General features: G+C 63.2%; 14 protein-coding genes and 1 tRNA gene. 6 read left to right on the top strand and 9 right to left on the bottom strand.

Going from position 1 to position 15955, the window contains the following annotated elements:
• The first annotated feature begins 54 nt into the window (after nucleotides 1-54).
• Nucleotides 55-1668, top strand: coding sequence for a hypothetical protein (locus AX756_RS06515; RefSeq protein ID WP_068309654.1), 1614 nt, complete (start codon nucleotides 55-57; stop codon nucleotides 1666-1668).
• 299 nt (nucleotides 1669-1967) lie between these two features.
• Here the strand turns inward: AX756_RS06515 and AX756_RS06510 are convergent.
• From AX756_RS06510 to ypfJ, 3 genes are all read right to left on the bottom strand, one after another.
• Nucleotides 1968-2053: transfer RNA gene (locus AX756_RS06510), tRNA-Leu, on the bottom strand.
• A gap of 122 nt (nucleotides 2054-2175) precedes the next feature.
• On the bottom strand, nucleotides 2176-3465 hold the full coding sequence (locus AX756_RS06505) for a flavin-dependent oxidoreductase (RefSeq protein WP_068309653.1): 1290 nt from the start codon (nucleotides 3463-3465) through the stop codon (nucleotides 2176-2178).
• A gap of 145 nt (nucleotides 3466-3610) precedes the next feature.
• Nucleotides 3611-4465: a KPN_02809 family neutral zinc metallopeptidase gene (gene ypfJ, locus AX756_RS06500; RefSeq protein WP_068309652.1), complete on the bottom strand. Its 855-nt coding sequence runs from the start codon at nucleotides 4463-4465 to the stop codon at nucleotides 3611-3613.
• A 72-nt stretch (nucleotides 4466-4537) separates the two neighbouring features.
• Between ypfJ and AX756_RS06495 the strand changes: the two genes are divergently transcribed.
• The gene (locus AX756_RS06495; protein WP_068309651.1) at nucleotides 4538-5116 is read left to right on the top strand and encodes a YqaA family protein; all 579 of its coding nucleotides are present in this window, start codon (nucleotides 4538-4540) and stop codon (nucleotides 5114-5116) included.
• Nucleotides 5113-5574 carry a disulfide bond formation protein B gene (locus AX756_RS06490; protein WP_068309650.1) on the top strand — a complete coding sequence of 154 codons (462 nt, stop codon included), beginning with the start codon at nucleotides 5113-5115 and terminating at the stop codon, nucleotides 5572-5574. The genes AX756_RS06495 and AX756_RS06490 overlap by 4 nt, the downstream gene beginning before the upstream one ends.
• Nucleotides 5575-5600: 26 nt before the next feature.
• On the opposite strand, the gene AX756_RS06485 is transcribed toward AX756_RS06490, so the two are convergent.
• Together AX756_RS06485 and ssb are read right to left on the bottom strand one after the other, a co-directional pair.
• Entirely contained in the window at nucleotides 5601-7928 is a 2328-nt protein-coding gene (locus AX756_RS06485; protein ID WP_068309649.1) for a Tex family protein, read from the bottom strand.
• A 116-nt stretch (nucleotides 7929-8044) separates the two neighbouring features.
• Nucleotides 8045-8572: a single-stranded DNA-binding protein gene (ssb, locus tag AX756_RS06480; protein WP_068309648.1), complete on the bottom strand. Its 528-nt coding sequence runs from the start codon at nucleotides 8570-8572 to the stop codon at nucleotides 8045-8047.
• Between the two features lie 186 nt (nucleotides 8573-8758).
• On the opposite strand from ssb, the gene AX756_RS06475 reads away from it, so the two are divergent.
• On the top strand, nucleotides 8759-9370 hold the full coding sequence (locus AX756_RS06475) for a lytic transglycosylase domain-containing protein (RefSeq protein ID WP_068309647.1): 612 nt from the start codon (nucleotides 8759-8761) through the stop codon (nucleotides 9368-9370).
• A gap of 300 nt (nucleotides 9371-9670) precedes the next feature.
• Nucleotides 9671-9793, top strand: a complete 123-nt coding sequence (locus tag AX756_RS26620; protein WP_269432944.1) for a hypothetical protein — start codon at nucleotides 9671-9673, stop codon at nucleotides 9791-9793.
• Nucleotides 9794-9949: 156 nt separating this feature from the next.
• Here AX756_RS26620 and betC read toward each other — a convergent pair whose 3' ends face one another.
• The gene (betC, locus tag AX756_RS06470) at nucleotides 9950-11458 is read right to left on the bottom strand and encodes a choline-sulfatase (RefSeq protein ID WP_068309842.1); all 1509 of its coding nucleotides are present in this window, start codon (nucleotides 11456-11458) and stop codon (nucleotides 9950-9952) included.
• A 356-nt stretch (nucleotides 11459-11814) separates the two neighbouring features.
• On the opposite strand from betC, the gene AX756_RS25545 reads away from it, so the two are divergent.
• Nucleotides 11815-11973: a hypothetical protein gene (locus AX756_RS25545; RefSeq protein ID WP_156461407.1), complete on the top strand. Its 159-nt coding sequence runs from the start codon at nucleotides 11815-11817 to the stop codon at nucleotides 11971-11973.
• A gap of 139 nt (nucleotides 11974-12112) precedes the next feature.
• Here the strand turns inward: AX756_RS25545 and AX756_RS06465 are convergent, their stop codons facing one another.
• Genes AX756_RS06465 through AX756_RS06455 form a run of 3 tightly spaced genes read right to left on the bottom strand, consistent with a single transcriptional unit; the run spans nucleotide 12113 to nucleotide 15807 of the window.
• Nucleotides 12113-13774 (bottom strand): ABC transporter ATP-binding protein, encoded by a 1662-nt coding sequence (locus AX756_RS06465; RefSeq protein WP_068309646.1) that lies wholly within the window; start codon nucleotides 13772-13774, stop codon nucleotides 12113-12115.
• A gap of 1 nt (nucleotide 13775) precedes the next feature.
• A complete protein-coding gene (locus AX756_RS06460; RefSeq protein ID WP_068309645.1) occupies nucleotides 13776-14840 on the bottom strand; it encodes an ABC transporter permease in 1065 nt (354 codons plus the stop codon).
• Between the two features lie 10 nt (nucleotides 14841-14850).
• Nucleotides 14851-15807: an ABC transporter permease gene (locus tag AX756_RS06455; protein ID WP_068309644.1), complete on the bottom strand. Its 957-nt coding sequence runs from the start codon at nucleotides 15805-15807 to the stop codon at nucleotides 14851-14853.
• Between the last annotated feature and the right edge of the window lie 148 nt (nucleotides 15808-15955).

Below are 15955 nucleotides of genomic sequence, written 5' to 3'. Positions count from 1 at the left end.
AGATGACACGTTGTTTCATCGTGATACGGTCGCGCTGGCAGGGAGATGGGCAGGATGAGTGTTTCGGCGGTGGATCTCGGGTGGTGGCAATGGGCGGGTGGCGACGGCGCCGGTGACCTGGGGCAGATGTGGCACATCCACACGGGTGAGCGCCTGGTGCATCGCGGGCACATTGATCCAGCGCAACGCGCCTTGCTCGGGGCGGATCTGCACGCGGACCTGCGGGAGGCCGCGACGCTGCACCGGTTCGACTACCGGCACGAAGAGCTCGACTACCCGCTGGTCCTTTCCGTAACACCCGATTTCTCCCGACTGGAGCTGGATCACACCGCTTCGGCGGCGCTGTGGCGCGCGGAGACGGGGGCCGCCGAGGAATACCCGCGCTACGGCGCCTTCTGCCGGGTCGATGACGCGGCGCTGGAGGCGTTCCGGATCTGGCCCTCGGCGCGACAGCAGAGCGATGGGCAGGGGCGGCTGGTCCTGCATGGCGGCTGGTTCAACGGGTGCTGGCAGGGCGGGCTCAAGCGTTCGACCTGGACCTTCTCGCAGGACGTGGTGCAATGGGCGCTGAAAGAACGACGCTCCGGCCCTGTGGCCCCCGCCCCTCCGCCCTTGGCGCCGCTGGATTCAGTGCCGGAGCGGTGGATAAGGAAGGTCTATCGCGGTGACGCGAAGATAGTTCCAGGTACGGATCTCGTTTACTCCAACGCAAGCTTCTCCAGACGCCACCCTGACACGGACAACCGGTTCAGAAGACCTACGCCGGACGAGGCCCGGAAGTACTACGGCGTCGATCTTTCCAGGACCACCTATCTCGTCTCCGGGCCAAACGAGTTTGCTGAACTCACGAGCTTCGAAGACAGGGCGGAGTTCCGCCTACGCACCCTCGAGCGGTTCTTTCTCGACATTCCGATTCTCAAGACAGCGGATATCGAAGCACTGATGGATCGCTTTCACTTCGGCATTCCAGAAGTTTGGGAGAAAAGCGAGGATTTCAGAGATCGCTTGAGTTGTGCAACGCGTGCGACACCGGGAGCGGAGGCAGGAACTGTGAATGGTTTCGTTCACTCGCCGATTTCAAACCGGGCTTTCAGGGGAGAACCGTTCAACTACTGGGCAGATCTTGGCGATGGAGCCAGGTTCTGGCCAATTGGTGCGATCCGAAAAGTCGCGCCCGATTTCCCGTCTTTTATGCACCCGCTTTATGCCGAGTATTTCGACTACGGCTGGGGCTACCAGGTCGGGCAACACAAGCCGCGCTTTGGAGCTACGTCGAAATGTGGTGCCTTCCACACCTTCACACCAGAGACTTGCCGCCTGCTCTGGCGGGATGTCGCCGCCGTCTTGGCATTGTTTCCTGTCTCAGAAACCGTTGGCGACCGGATTCCGCCCTACAGGAAGAGGCCTCCCGTGAGCGAGGCGCGACAGACCGAAGCCGTTTATCTTTGCGACTGGTTCTGGCTCGGGGATTTCTACCCGGATCTGCATCGACGCCTGGAGACCTACGTGCCGGACGATGGCGCGACCTGGCCGACGAGCCGCGGCCCGATGCAGGAGTGCTGGGGCTATCTGGATTTCCACACCATCCCGCGCGAGCCGGGGCAGTTCGACCTCAAGACCGACAAATACCGATTCAATCATATGACCATTGAAGGGTGGAGCGCGTGATACTGCGGGAACCTACCTTGGCCTGGGTATAGTTTTGTCATTTGTGGCGATGCGCTGGACGGACTTTCCATGTGGTGGCGACAGGAACGGGATCACGGCAAACTTCCCACCGTTCCGCGGTTCTGCGCAGCTCCCGGCCGACGGCGCAAAGCCTGCACAGGAAAACTCTCTCGATCCTCGCAGAATCGACGGGACCAGAACGGGTCCAGACGTGACGGTGAGAACAATATGCGGGAACACCCCACCCAAAAGAGAAAACCGGCCCCGTGATTTGGGGCCGGTTTTCTCTTTTATCAAGTTGGTACCCGAGGCCGGACTCGAACCGGCACGCCCGCTAGGACGGGGGATTTTGAATCCCCTGCGTCTACCATTCCGCCACTCGGGCCAACGACCGGTGGTTTAGCGCCGGCTTCGCGGCTTCACAAGATCACCCGTGCAAACTTTCTCCAGAATCTGGACCAACCGAACGAACCGGAGGCGGAGGTCTCCTCCCGCACCCGGGCTGCGTCAGTCCCCGATCTTGCCGGTAAAGGGCTTGCCTTCGCCGGCCCCGATGATCGACGGCTGGGTGTTGAGCTTTTCCACAGTCAGGCCGGTGGCCTCCTTGTAGCGGTCCGCGAAGACGCGGCGTTCGGCGTCGGGCATCACGTCGTCGATATTGTCAAATCCGTCCGGCGCCAGATCGTCCACCGCGTCGAGCACCGCATCGGGGCCCTGCCCGCGATTGGCGATGATAATCGCGTTGACGGCCTCGCGGCGCTCTTCGTCGTAGTCCTGCAGGGCCAGCGTCGTTTCGCCATTGTCCCGCAGGCAGCGCGCGATCACTCGGGCATCGAGGATCCCTTGCGAGGCACCGTTGGAGCCAATCGGGTACATCGGGTGCGCGGCGTCGCCCAGCAGGGCGATACGCCCCTCGGTCCAGGAGGGAAGCGGATCGCGATCGATCATCGGCCATTCCCAGACCGCCTCGGTGCCACCGATCAGCGCCGGAATGTCGAGCCATTCGAACTTCCAGTCGGCAAAGCTCGGCAACACATCGTCGATCTCGCCGCGACGACTCCAGTCTTGTTTCTCCCAGTCTCGCTCGGGGGCCACGGGAAGCTCCGCGATCCAGTGAACAAAGCTTTGTGTTTTTCCTCTTTCTCCAATGGGATAGGCAACGAACTTCATGCCCTTGGTTCCGGAGATCGTCATCGTTCTGCCACCGAGGAACTTCGGCGCGCGGGCAACCCCGCGCCACATCATAGACTTGCGCCAGTTTGGCATGCCCGCATCGGGAAAGAGCGTCTCGCGAATGGAGGAACGGGCGCCGTCGCTGGCGACCAGCACCGAGCCGCGGAGCCGGTCCAGCTCGTAGCCATACTGGCGATCCGTCAGGACGACCTCCAGCCCGCGCGGGGTTTCATACCATTCGGACACCTTGGCGCCGGCAAGGATCGCCTTGGGGCCGCAGCGCTCCAGCAGCGTTTCGTGCAGCATCATCTGCAGGCTGCCGCGGTGGATCGAGATCTGCGGAAACTTGTATCCAGCCTCGCGGCCGCGCGGCTCGGACCAGACCTCCTGGCCCCTGTTGTTGAAATAGGCCGTGCGTTCGGTCTGCACGCCGATCGTCTCAAGCTTGTCCTTGAGGCCGAGATCATAGAGCTCGCGCACGGCATGGGGTTGCAGGTTGATGCCGAAGCCGAGCGGACGAAGCTCGGCGATGGCTTCGATGATGCGGAAGGGCACCCCGACCTGGTGAAGGGAGAGACCAAGGGTAAGCCCGGCAACACCGGCTCCGGCAATAAGGACAGTCATCGGATACGCCTCCGTTCATGGCATCTGGCCGTGGTAAGGGCCGGTTTCGCCTTCCTATGCGGTGTTAGCGCTGCAAATTGCAACCGGGGATTGGCTTGCAAGCCGAGTTGCATTGACTGCATGGCAGTCCGTGCAGGTCTAGAAGTCAGAGCCGATCCGTTCCGAACGTGTCGCACACCTCGATATTGCCGGATTTGAAACCGGTCGCGAACCACCTCTGCCGTTGTTCGGAACTGCCATGGGTGAACGTGTGCGGCTGCGGGACCCTGCCAGCCTGGCGCTGCAACCTGTCATCGCCGATCTGCCTGGCTGCGTTCAGCGCCTCGGCGATGTCGCCCTGCTCCAGCGTGCCGAGCTGTGCCTCGACATTGCGGGCCCAGATGCCGGACAAGCAGTCGGCCTGCAGCTCGATCCGTACCGAGATGGCGTTGCTGTCGGCTTCGCTGACCCGGCTGCGCAGGCTGTTTGCCTTGCCGAGGATGCCAAGCTCGTTCTGGACGTGGTGGGCGATCTCGTGCGCGACGACATAGGCGGCCGCGAAATCGCCGCTTGCGCCGAAACGGTCGCGCAACTCGGCGAAAAAGGCCGTGTCGAGATAGGCCTTCTGGTCGACCGGGCAGTAGAACGGCCCCGTCGCGCCGGAGGCATTGCCGCAGGGAGATTGCGTGACGCCGGAAAAGAGCACGAGGATGGGCGGATTGTAGGTTTCACCGATCTGGCTCGCGAAGATGTTACCCCAGACCTCCTCGGTGTCGGCCAGCACAACCGACACGAATTGAGCTGCGGTTTCTTCCTCTGCCGACGGGGCCGCTCCCGTGGCGTAATCGGCCGGCCGATCATTGCCCTGTAACAGAAAAGACGGATCGATTCCGAGAAACCACCCAATCACCAGGATGAACAGAAGACCGACGCCGCCGACGCCGCCCGCGGTCGAAACGCCGCCCCGCCTGCCGCGTCGGTCCTCGATGTTGCGGCTTCCGCGCCGACCTTGCCACTTCATCCTCGACTCCCTCGCTTGACCCTGAGCCTTCTCCGTGATGTTTGCACTGTGATCATTACAGGATACGGACCATTGCTGCGAAAACTTTATGACTGGACCATTTCCCTCGCGGCCGGGCCCTACGCTCTTTGGGTTCTCGCGGCCGTCGCATTCATCGAGAGTTCCTTCTTCCCGATCCCGCCGGACGTGTTGATGATCCCGATGATCATCGCCACACCGCGCCGCGCCTTCCTGATCGCGGGCGTGGCCATGGTAGCCTCTGTTCTCGGCGGTATGCTGGGCTATGCGATCGGCATGTTCGCCTTCGAACAGATCGGGCAGCCGATCCTCGAAAGCCTCGGCAAGGCGGATTCGATGGCCGAGTTCAACCAGCGGTTCAACGATTTCGGCTTCTGGGCGGTGCTGGTCGCCGGGCTGACGCCGTTCCCTTACAAGGTCATCACGATCATGTCCGGCTGGACGGGCATGCCCTTCTTGACCTTCATGATCACCTCGATCATTGCGCGCGGCGGGCGGTTTTTCCTCGTGGCGTGGCTCCTGCATCGATATGGCGAACCGATCCGGTATTTCATTGAAAAGCGGCTCGGGTTGCTGACGATCATCTTCTGCGTGCTGCTGTTCGGCGCCTTCTACCTGGTGAAGTACCTATGAACGCCAAAATCCTTGTCGCGCTGGCCACAGTCGCCTCCGCCGGCTCCGTCGCAGGGGCGTATTTCTTTCAGCACGTGGTGGGCATTCTGCCCTGCCACCTGTGCCTGTTGCAGCGCTATCCGCACTGGATCCTTGCAGCACTCGGGGTCGTCATCCTTCTGAGCGGGCGTTTTCGGCTGGCATGGCTCGGGGTACCGATCGCGCTCTACAGCTTTGGCCTCGCGATCTATCACAGCGGCGTGGAGCGCAAGCTCTGGGCTGGGCCGAGCGATTGCACCGGCGGGCATGACCTTTCGGGAATGTCGGGGTCTGACCTGATCAGCATGGATTTCGGCGCGCCGGTCGTGATGTGCGACGAGATTTCCTTCTCGGTTCTCGGCCTGTCCTTTGCAAACATCAACGTGGCCTTGTCGGCCGTGCTGATCGGGATCTGGATCATGGCCGCGCGCCGCGCCTGAGGCGCGACGGCGAGCCAGGCTGCCAGTTATGTCTTTTTCATCGCATCGCGCAGGGCGGCGCCGAAAGCGTTGTCAGTCGAGACGGATTTGCCCTGATTGCGCGGCGCGCCCTTCCCGCTCGGCCCGGACGGCCCCTTGCCGCGCGGGCCTTTCGGCGGCTGCGAGCGTTCCGGGCGCGTGTTGCCGGGCTTTGCGTCCTTGCGCATCGACAGGCCGATCCGCTTGCGAGGAACGTCCACTTCCATGACGCGCACCTTGACCACGTCGCCGGCTTTCACCACCTCATGCGGGTCCTTCACGAAGCGGTCCGCCAGTTGCGAGACATGGACCAGCCCGTCCTGGTGCACGCCGATATCGACGAAGGCCCCGAAGGCCGCGACGTTCGTGACCGTCCCTTCGAGCAGCATACCAGGCTTGAGATCCGTGATCGCCTCCACCCCGTCGGCGAAGCTGGCGGTCTTGAATTCAGGGCGCGGGTCGCGGCCGGGCTTGGCCAGTTCGCCCAGGATATCGCGCACCGTGGGCAGGCCGAAGCTCTCGGTCACGAAATCCTCTGCCCGCAGCTTCGCCAGCCCGGCCTCGTCCCCCATCACCTGCCGCAGGTCGCGCCCGCAGGCCGACACGATGCGGCGGGCAACGTCATAGGCTTCGGGGTGGACGGAGGAGGCATCGAGCGGCTCGCTGCCGCCAGTGATGCGCAGGAAGCCCGCGCATTGCTCGAACGCGCGCGGACCGAGGCGGGCGACCTTGAGCAGCTCCTTGCGCGAGGCAAAGGCGCCGTTCACGTCGCGATGCGCCACCACGGATTCCGCCAGCGTGGGGCCGAGGCCGGAGACCCGCGCCAGCAACGGCGCGGAGGCCATGTTGAGGTCGACGCCGACCGCGTTCACCGCGTCCTCGACCACGCCGTCCAGCGCGCGGGACAGGCGGAACTGGTCCACGTCATGCTGGTACTGGCCGACACCGATGGCCTTGGGCTCGATCTTGACCAATTCGGCCAGCGGGTCCTGCAGGCGGCGGGCGATGGAAACCGCGCCGCGGAGCGAGACGTCAAGGCCGGGAAACTCCCGCGCCGCCAGCTCGGAGGCGGAATAGACCGAGGCGCCGGCCTCGGAGACGACGACCTTGGTGGGCTTCTGCCCCGGCAGGTCCCCGATCAGTTCGGCCACCATGCGTTCGGTCTCGCGGCTGGCAGTGCCATTGCCGATGGCAATGAGGCTCACGCCATGCGCCCGGATCAGCCGCGCGAGCGTCGCCTGTGCGCCGCGCAGGTCGTTCTTGGGCTGGAAGGGATAGATCGTGTCGGTATCGAGCAGTTTGCCGGTGGCATCGACAACCGCCACCTTGACGCCGGTCCGAATGCCGGGATCGAGGCCGATGGTTGTCCGCGCGCCCGCCGGGGCGGCCAGCAGCAGGTCCTTGAGGTTGCGCGCGAAAACCCGGATCGCCTCCTCCTGCGCACGCGAACGCATCTCGCCCATCAGGTCGAGCAGCAGGCTCAGGCTCAGTTTCGTCCGCCAGGCCCAGCCGGCCACATCGCGCAGCCAGCGGTCGCCCGGCCCCTCGCCCGCCGTGTCCAGCGCGGCACAGACCATCGCCTGGACCTTGGGCAGGTCCACGTCCGGGTCCGGCGCGATTTCAAGCCGCAGGATGCCCTCGTTGGAGCCCCTCAGCATGGCCAGCGCGCGGTGGCTCGGGACAGTGGCCCAAAGCTCTCGGTGGTCGAAATAGTCAGAGAACTTGGCGCCCTTGGTCTCTTCGCCCTCGTTCACACGCGCGGAGAGATAGGCGCGTTCCTGCATGAAACCGCGCAGCCGGCCCAGCAGGTCGGCATTCTCGGCCAGTTCCTCGACGATGATGTCACGTGCGCCAGCGAGCGCGGTCTTTGTGTCGGGCACCTCCTCGCCGAGGAAACCTTCGGCGAGATTTGCCGGCTCGGCGGAGCGATCCACCCGGATTGCCTCGGCCAGCCCGTCAAGGCCCCGCTCGCGGGCGATCATAGCGCGGGTGCGCCGTTTCGGCTTGTAGGGCAAATAGAGGTCTTCCAGCGCGGCTTTCGTATCCGCCCCGGCGATCTTCTTTTGCAACTCGTCGCTGAGCTTGCCCTGCTCACGGATGCTGTCGAGGATCGTCTTTCGCCGCGCCTCCATCTCCGTCAGGTAGGCAAGCCGCTCGGAGAGGTCCCGCAACTGTGTGTCATCGAGCCCTCCCGTCACCTCTTTGCGGTAACGCGCGATGAAGGGCACCGTGGCCCCCTCGTTCAGAAGCCCCACCGCGGCGGTGACCTGTTCGGGGCGCGCACCGATCTCGCTGGCGATGGTGCGGGTGATGCGGGCGGAAGTTTCTGTGCTCATCTCAGTCCGTTGGATTGGTCGCAGGAACTTGGCCTGTGCCCCACAGGGACACAGGGGTCAGGCGCCCGGAACCGGGTGCGCCTTGCCAGTGGTATAGCTGAAAAGCCGCTATCGGCTCAGAACGGAATCTCGTCGTCGATATCACCGCCGGGGCCACCCGGGCCACTCTTCCCGCCGCCGCCATAGCCGCCGCCGGGCTGACCGCCACCACCACCGCCGCCGCCATAGCTGCCGCGGTCGTCATAGCCGCCGTCACCGCCACCAAAGCCGCCAGTATCGCCGCCACCGCCACCGCGGCTGTCGAGAATGGTCAACTCGCTGCGATAGGGGCGCAGGACGACCTCGGTCGAGTAACGGTCCTGGCCGGACTGGTCCTGCCATTTGCGGGTTTCCAACTGGCCTTCGATATAGACCTTGGAGCCCTTGCGCAGGTACTGCTCGGCAACGCGGGCCAGCGGCTCGGAGAAGATCGCCACCGAATGCCACTCGGTCCGCTCGCGGCGCTCGCCGCTATTGCGGTCTTTCCAGGTCTCAGATGTCGCGATGCGCAGGTTGCAAACCTTGCCACCGTTCTGGAAGGTGCGCACCTCGGGGTCCCGGCCCAGATTGCCCACCAGGATCACCTTGTTCACCGATCCGGCCATGCGCTGCTCCTCGTTTTTTGCGCGTGCGCTCACGGGCGCACCGATTCCGATTGGAGCCAGACGCTACACCACCTGAGGACGGTGCAAAACCGCCAATATCCGGGCTGCGGAGTTCGCAGGCTGGCGCGACGCGGAGTTTTGGCTATACTGCGCCGCCAAGAACAAGTGGTATTTGGGACAAAGTGCATGTTGAGGGGTGTCGAGACAGGGCTCATTGCGGCCGTCCTGGCTGCAGGATTGGCAGTGACGACGGTTGCGCCGAGTTGGGCGGAAACCTCCGTCTCCTCCAAGGCCCGCGCCAAGCTGTTTGCCTCCCAGACTCGTCTTCTCGATAGCCGCGCCGCCCAGCAATATGAAAATTCGGTCCGGCTGCAGCCGCCCTCGGCCAAGGCAGCGCTCGAGTCCGCTGCGGTCCCCAGCTATCGCGGCCGTTATTCCGGCCCCTATCTCCAGCTCGCCAAGAATGCCGCCCGGCGCCACAACGTGCCCGAGGACCTGTTCCTGCGCCTCGTTCAGCAGGAGAGCAACTGGAGGATCGGCGCGGTGTCGCACAAGGGGGCGATCGGGCTGGCCCAGCTCATGCCGGAAACCGCCGCCAATCTTGGCGTCGATCCGAATGATCCAAAACAGAACCTGGATGGCGGCGCGCGCTACCTGCGGATGATGTATGAGCGCTATTCCAGCTGGCGGCTGGCACTGGCGGCCTACAACGCCGGCCCCGGCGCGGTGGACAAATATGGCGGCGTGCCGCCCTACCGCGAAACCAAGCGTTACGTGAAGAAGATCTGGGGCAGCTGAGCCGGGTCGGCCAGAACGCCGGTTGATGAGCCATTTTCCCGAAGTTTTCTGCTTGGGTTGATTCGCTCTCGCCACCGCGTTTTTTGGTACCGGCTGCTCGGGCAGTCTGCCGATCGGCAAAATCGCGCCGCTCACGGTTCCCGATTGCGACACGCGCTGGACGCTTTGCGACGTCGTCGAATGACGATCAATTACACATTCACGATTTCTCGGAAAACTCCTTGATTGGGTCGTTCTGAACTCCTAGTTCGGAATTGAGCCCGGTTCGAGGACGGGATTCCCCTTTTGGTGGAGGTTACCATGCTGACACGCGACGACATGATCCGCGAATACCGTTCGCGCGCAGGCACCCTGCCGGCGCTCTTGCTGGTGTATTCCGTTCTGCTCAGTACGCTGGCGCTGTCGGCGAGCGCCATTCTGTAGGCCGGGGACGGCCTCCGGAGCCGCATTCAACTTCCTGTTTCAACGCGACCGCAACGCCCGTAACGGTGTTGCGGTTATTTGTTGAGTGCGGATCGCAGGGAGCGGTTGAGACGCCCGGCAGCCGCCGCTGGCAGACAAGCCGTGGATGGCGCGGGTTCAGTCTCCCGGCGGGTAGCGTTTGGTCTCTTCCAGGACATTCAGGTCCATGTGGTTCCGCATATATTGCTGACTGGCCCTTTTGAGCGGCTGGTAGTCCCAGGGGTAGTAGCCGCCGTTCCGCAACGCCTCGTAGACCAGCAGGCGACGGGCCTGGCTGGCGCGCACCTCTGCGTCGAACACGTCGAGGTTCCAGCGCGCAAGGGCTTCTTCCTTCAGCGCCTTCAGAGTGGCGGTACAGGACGGGTCCTGCGCTCGGTTGTGCAGTTCAAGCGGATCGGCCTCGATGTCATAAAGCAGATCGGGGTCCAGCGCGCATAAGGTCAGTTTCCAGCGCCCCTTGCGCAGGCAGACCAGCGGCGCCTCGGACGCCTCGGCCGCATATTCCATCGCAACCGGCGCCTGCCGGGGCGTGCCGGCTGCAAGCGGCAACAGGCTCTGCCCGTCGATCCAGGGCGCCATATCGTCGATGGACACCCCGGCCAGATCGCACAAGGTGGGCGTAACGTCGATGGTCGAGACGGGACCGGAGACCAGCCCGGGTGTGAGATTTGGCGCAGAGATCATCAGCGGCACCCGCGCCGATCCCTCGAAGAAGCTCATCTTGTACCACAAGCCGCGCTCGCCGAGCATGTCGCCGTGATCCGAGACGAACAGGATCACGGCCTCCTGGCCAGTCTTTTCCAGTGCATCGAGAACCTCCCCGATTTTGGCGTCGCAATAGGAGATATTGGCGAAATAGGCGCGGCGCGCACGACGGATATGCTCCTCGGTGATGTCGAAATCGCGCCAGTTATTGGCGCCGAAGATCCGCTTGGAGTGATTGTCCTGATCCTCGTAGTCAAACGCAGGGACATCCGGAAGAAGGTGTTCGCAGTCTTCATAGAGATCCCAGTATTCCCGGCGGGCGACATAGGGGTCGTGGGGATGGGTGAAACTGACGGTCAGCAACCATGGCCGGTCGTCCTGCGCACGGGCCAGATCGTAGACTTTCATCTTCGCTTCATGGGCGACAGTGTCGTCATATTCCAACTGGTTGGTGATCTCCGCCACGCCCGCACCGGTGACCGAACCCATGTTGTGATACCACCAGTCGATCCGCTCACCGGGCTTGCGGTAATCCGGCGTCCAGCCGAAATCGGCAGGGTAGATATCGGTGGTCAGGCGCTCTTCGAAACCGTGCAACTGGTCGGGTCCGACGAAATGCATCTTGCCGGACAGGCAGGTCTGATAGCCCGCGCGCCGCAGGTGGTGGGCGAATGTCGGAATGTCGGAGCGGAACTCGGCGGCATTGTCATAGACCCCGTTGCGCGAGGGCAGTTGACCCGACATGAAGGCCGCCCGCCCCGGCGCGCAGAGCGGCGAGCCGGTATAGCAATTCTCGAAGCGGACTGCGTTTTCCGACAACCGCCTGAGATTGGGGACATGCAGCCACTCCACCGGCCCGTCGGGAAAGAGCGTTCCGTTGAGTTGGTCGACCATGAAGATCAGTATATTCGGCTGTGTCATCGTCGTTCCTTCAGCGGCGCGTTGGTTGGCGGCGCGTTTGTTTTGCAAGAAAGAGTATCCACCGCAGGCACAGAGCCGTGCCATGCAGCGTCGCAATGGGGGCGTTTTTCGGCATTTCGGGCAGGTCAAACCCCGAATCTATGGCCCTTCAGCCGCGTGCGCCCATTCGTACCCCTGGTATTTCCTGGATCCACGCCAAGGTCAGAGCCCCTCGGGGCATGTTTTGTCGCGGGATTGCAACAGTGGTCAGGCCAATTTCCTGTCGGTGACGCAGATCAAAGAAATATCTACCAATCGATGAATACGGTGCTGTACGGGCGGCGAACGACGCCCTTTCCGACATATGGCGGCACCTGATGGCTGCCGTAAGACCCGAGGCCCCGGAGGTTGCGATGCTGACACGCGACGACATGATCCGCGAATACCGTTCCCGTGCAGGCACCCTGCCCGCGCTGCTGCTGATCTATGCCGCCATTGTCAGTACGCTGGCGTTGTCAGCAAACGCCATACTCTGAGCGAAGCGCCAGCGCCCAAGATTACCACCCAGACCCGGACCGTTAATCGCTGCGTCACCGCAAGCGGCGCTTTGGTTTGTGGATCTCTGATTGATGGCCGTCCCCGCGATGGGAACGGCCGGTTTTCTCGTGGCCGCGCTCAGTTGCCTGCGGACTCGCCGATATTGTCGACACCGCGCTCTTCCAGCACGGTGGTCAACCATTCGGGGTCCATCTCCGGCACCGAGGACAGCAGCAGGTCCGTGTAGGGATGGTGCGGCGGGGTGAACATCTCGTCCTTGGGCCCCTGCTCCACCACCTTGCCGTGCTGCATAACCACCACCTCGTCGGCAATCGACCGCACCGTCGCCAGGTCGTGGGTGATGAACATGTAGGCCAGGCCGAACTCGTCCTGCAACCGGTCGAGTAGCTTGAGAATACCCTCGGCCACGAGCTGGTCGAGCGCGCTGGTGACCTCGTCGCAGATGATGAATTCCGGCTCGGCTGCCAGCGCCCGGGCGATGCCGATCCGCTGCTTCTGACCGCCTGACAGCTCCGGCGGATAGCGGCTGTAATACTTGGACGGTTCCAGCTCGATCAGGTCCAGCAACTCATCTACCCGTTGTTTCAGCGCAGGGCCGTGCAGTCCGCCATAGAACTGCGCGGGCCGGCCGATGATTTCGCTGATGCGAACCTTCGGGTTCAGTGCCGTATCGGCCATCTGGTAGATCATCTGCGCCTGCCGGAGCTGGTCGCGGGTGCGGTCCTTGTAGCGCGGCGGAAGCGGCTCGCCCTTGCACAGGATCTGGCCGGACATCGGCGGCAACAACCCGGTGATGCAGCGCGCCGTGGTCGACTTGCCGGAACCGGACTCGCCCACCACCGCCACGGTCATACCCGGGTAGATATCGAAGGAGACATCGTCGAGCACCTTGACGCCGCCGGTATAGGCCGCGTCCACGTTCTGCACCGAGATCAGCGGCTCGGTTCCGTCGGCCGGACGGTGGCGCTGCGGCGAATGAAACGAGCGGACCGCCCAGAGGCTCTTGGTGTAATCCTCCTGCGGGTTGTCGAGCATCACTTGCGTCGGCGCCTGTTCGACCTCCTCGCCCTTGAGCAACACCTTGATCGTATCGGCCATCTGGGCCACCACCGCGAGGTCGTGGGTGATGTAGATGGCGGCGGTGTTGAACTGATCGACGATGTCACGGATCGCGGCCAGAACCTCGATCTGGGTGGTCACGTCGAGCGCCGTTGTCGGCTCGTCGAAGATGATCAGGTCCGGCCGGCAGGACATGGCCATCGCGGTCATCGCCCGCTGAAGCTGGCCGCCCGAAACCTGGTGCGGATAGCGGAAGCCGATCTCCTTGGGGTTCGGAAGGCGCAGGCGCTCATAGAGCTCCATCGCGTCTTCCTGCGCCTCCATGCGCTTCTTGATCCGATAATGAACCGGCGCTTCGGTATGCTGGTCGATGATCTTGTGGGATGGGTTGAAGGACGCCGCGGCCGATTGCGCCACATAGGCGATACGCGAGCCCCGCAAGGCGCGTCGCTCGGCTTCGGTGGCCGTCGTCAGTTCCATCCCGTCGAACTCGATCGAGCCGTCGGAAATGCGGGTTCCGTCACGGGCATAGCCCATGGCGGCGGCGCCGATCGTGGATTTGCCCGCGCCGCTCTCTCCGATCAGGCCAAGCACCTCGCCGCGATGCAAGGTAAGGTCCACGCCCTTGATGATCGGCACCCAGGTCTCGTCGGAGTAGCCTTCAATCTTAAGATCCCTGATCTCGAGCAGGACCTCGGCGTTCTTGAACTTGTCATTCATCTTATTGCTCCTTCAGGCCGGAGGTGCGGAAGAGCATCCAGTCGACGACGAAATTGATCGCCACCGTCAGAAGTGCAATTGCCGCCGCCGGTATCAGTGGCGTGATGTCACCGAAGGAGATCAGCGTTGCGTTCTCGCGCACCATCGAGCCCCAATCCGCCGTGGGCGGCTGGATGCCGAGACCAAGGAAGCTCAGGCCGGCGATGAGCAGGAAGACGAAGCAGAACTCCAGACCGAACTCGGCGATCAGCGGCGCTGTGGCGTTGGGCAGGATTTCCTTGCGGATCAGGTACCAGTCCCCCTCGCCCCGTAGTTTCGCCGCCTCGATAAAGTCCATAACGACGATATTGCCCGCAACCGCACGTGTCAGGCGGAAGACGCGTGGCGAATAGATCACCGCCACCACGATCACGATGACCTGCAGACCGGTGCCGAAGATCGACAGGATCAGCAGCGCGAAGATCAGCGACGGGATCGACATGATCACATCCGCCGTGCGGCCCATGAGCTGATCGAACCAGCCGCCTTTCACGGCCGCCAGTAGCCCCGCCGTCGCACCCATCAGGAAGGCCAGCAAGGTGGCGACAAGCGCCAGGCCGACCGAGTTCCGCGCGCCATAGATGATGCGGCTGAACATGTCGCGGCCGAGCTGGTCGGCGCCCAGAAGCATGTTCTCGTCCGCCGGCGCAAAGGCCTGGCCGATGATCTCGGCCTCGCCATGCGGCGCGATCCAGGGCGCGAAGATGCCGGCGATGGCATAGGTGAAGATCACGAACATGCCGAAAGCCGCGGTGAGCGGCGCGGTGCGCAGTTCCTTGGCCAGACCGGGCTTCGAGATCAGGATAAGGAATTCCCGAAAGGCATAGGAGGTGCCGGCCGCAAGCGCGAGCACGAAGGCGGATGTCGCCACGAAACGCAGCGCGCCCGCCCCGCCGATGATCCCCAGAACGAAGGAGATCAGCGTCAGCGTGAAGATCAGCATGAAGACCGATCGTTGCTTGTAGTATGCCGCGAGGCAGGAAGCGCCGATCAGGGCGGAATAGTAGACAATGACGAAGGTACTCATGTTCCCGCCCTCACTTCGGATGCCGCAAACGCGGGTTGGTCAGGATCGCCCCGACATCCGCAGCAAGGTTGAGAAGAATGAAGGTCGCTGCAAAGATCAGGCAGCATGCCTGTACGATCGGGAAGTCGCGTTTGGAAACCGCGTCGACCAGCAGCTGACCGATACCCGGATAGACGAAGACCACCTCGACCAGCACGACGCCGGTGATGAGATAGGCCAGGTTCAGCGCCACCACGTTGATGATCGGCGCCCAGGCATTCGGCAGGGCATGTTTCACGATCACCTTCCAGGGCGGCGTGCCCTTGAGGCGGGCCATCTCGATATAGGGCGAGGCCAGCAGGTTGATGATCGCGGCACGGGTCATGCGCATCATGTGTGCGGTCACCACGAGCACCAGCGTCAGCATTGGCAAAAATGTCCTTTCGAGAAGATCGAAAAGGCTCATGTCACCGCTGAGGCTCGAAATGGCCGGAAACATCGTCGTGCGGACAGCCAGGAAGAGAATGAGGATGTAGCCGAGAAAGAATTCCGGCGAGGAGATCGTCGTCAGCGTCATGACATTGGCGACGCGGTCGAAGATCGTGTTGCGGTACAGCGCCGTGAAGACGCCGAGCATGATCGAGATCGGCACCGCGATCACCGCCGCGTAGGAGGCCAGGAAGAGCGTGTTGACGAAACGGTCCGAAATTGCCTCGCTCACCCGTTCGCCGGACACCAGGGACACGCCGAAATCGCCGGTTACGGCGCCGGCGAGCCATTCGAAATAGCGCACGGGCGCGGGCCGGTCGAGCCCAAGCTGCTCGCGCATCGCGGCCACGGTTTCCTCTGTCGCGCCCTGTCCGAGCACGGCTTCGGCAATGTCGCCTGGAAGCAGTTCCACCGCGAAAAAGATCAGCACCGACACCACGAAAATGGTGAGGAGGCCAAGTCCCAGCCTTTTGAAGACCAGCCTGGTGAGGTCGCCCATATGTCCCTCCGAAGCTCCGCATGACGACCGGCAGCCGGATGCGTGTTCCTAGTTGTCATGGCGTGCATCCCGTTTCGCCGGGAACGCCCTCCGGGGCATGGCCATCGGCTCGGTCGCCCAGTGCCGCCGGATCGAGAGCCCCCGGCAC

The sequence above is a fragment of the Aliiruegeria sabulilitoris genome (assembly GCF_001558155.1).
GTDB classification, from domain to species: domain Bacteria; phylum Pseudomonadota; class Alphaproteobacteria; order Rhodobacterales; family Rhodobacteraceae; genus Tropicimonas; species Tropicimonas sabulilitoris.
Note: the sequence above shows the minus strand (reverse complement) of the source record. Positions and strands in the feature narration are given on the sequence as shown.

Coding starts and splice junctions, on each gene's coding strand:
- AX756_RS06515 (WP_068309654.1), top strand. CDS start 55: ATGAGTGTTTCGGCGGTGGATCTCGGGTGGTGGCAATGGGCGGGTGGC.
- AX756_RS06505 (WP_068309653.1), bottom strand. CDS start 3,465: ATGACTGTCCTTATTGCCGGAGCCGGTGTTGCCGGGCTTACCCTTGGT.
- ypfJ (WP_068309652.1), bottom strand. CDS start 4,465: ATGAAGTGGCAAGGTCGGCGCGGAAGCCGCAACATCGAGGACCGACGC.
- AX756_RS06490 (WP_068309650.1), top strand. CDS start 5,113: ATGAACGCCAAAATCCTTGTCGCGCTGGCCACAGTCGCCTCCGCCGGC.
- AX756_RS06485 (WP_068309649.1), bottom strand. CDS start 7,928: ATGAGCACAGAAACTTCCGCCCGCATCACCCGCACCATCGCCAGCGAG.
- ssb (WP_068309648.1), bottom strand. CDS start 8,572: ATGGCCGGATCGGTGAACAAGGTGATCCTGGTGGGCAATCTGGGCCGG.
- AX756_RS06475 (WP_068309647.1), top strand. CDS start 8,759: ATGTTGAGGGGTGTCGAGACAGGGCTCATTGCGGCCGTCCTGGCTGCA.
- AX756_RS26620 (WP_269432944.1), top strand. CDS start 9,671: ATGCTGACACGCGACGACATGATCCGCGAATACCGTTCGCGCGCAGGC.
- betC (WP_068309842.1), bottom strand. CDS start 11,458: ATGACACAGCCGAATATACTGATCTTCATGGTCGACCAACTCAACGGA.
- AX756_RS25545 (WP_156461407.1), top strand. CDS start 11,815: ATGGCTGCCGTAAGACCCGAGGCCCCGGAGGTTGCGATGCTGACACGC.
- AX756_RS06465 (WP_068309646.1), bottom strand. CDS start 13,774: ATGAATGACAAGTTCAAGAACGCCGAGGTCCTGCTCGAGATCAGGGAT.
- AX756_RS06460 (WP_068309645.1), bottom strand. CDS start 14,840: ATGAGTACCTTCGTCATTGTCTACTATTCCGCCCTGATCGGCGCTTCC.
- AX756_RS06455 (WP_068309644.1), bottom strand. CDS start 15,807: ATGGGCGACCTCACCAGGCTGGTCTTCAAAAGGCTGGGACTTGGCCTC.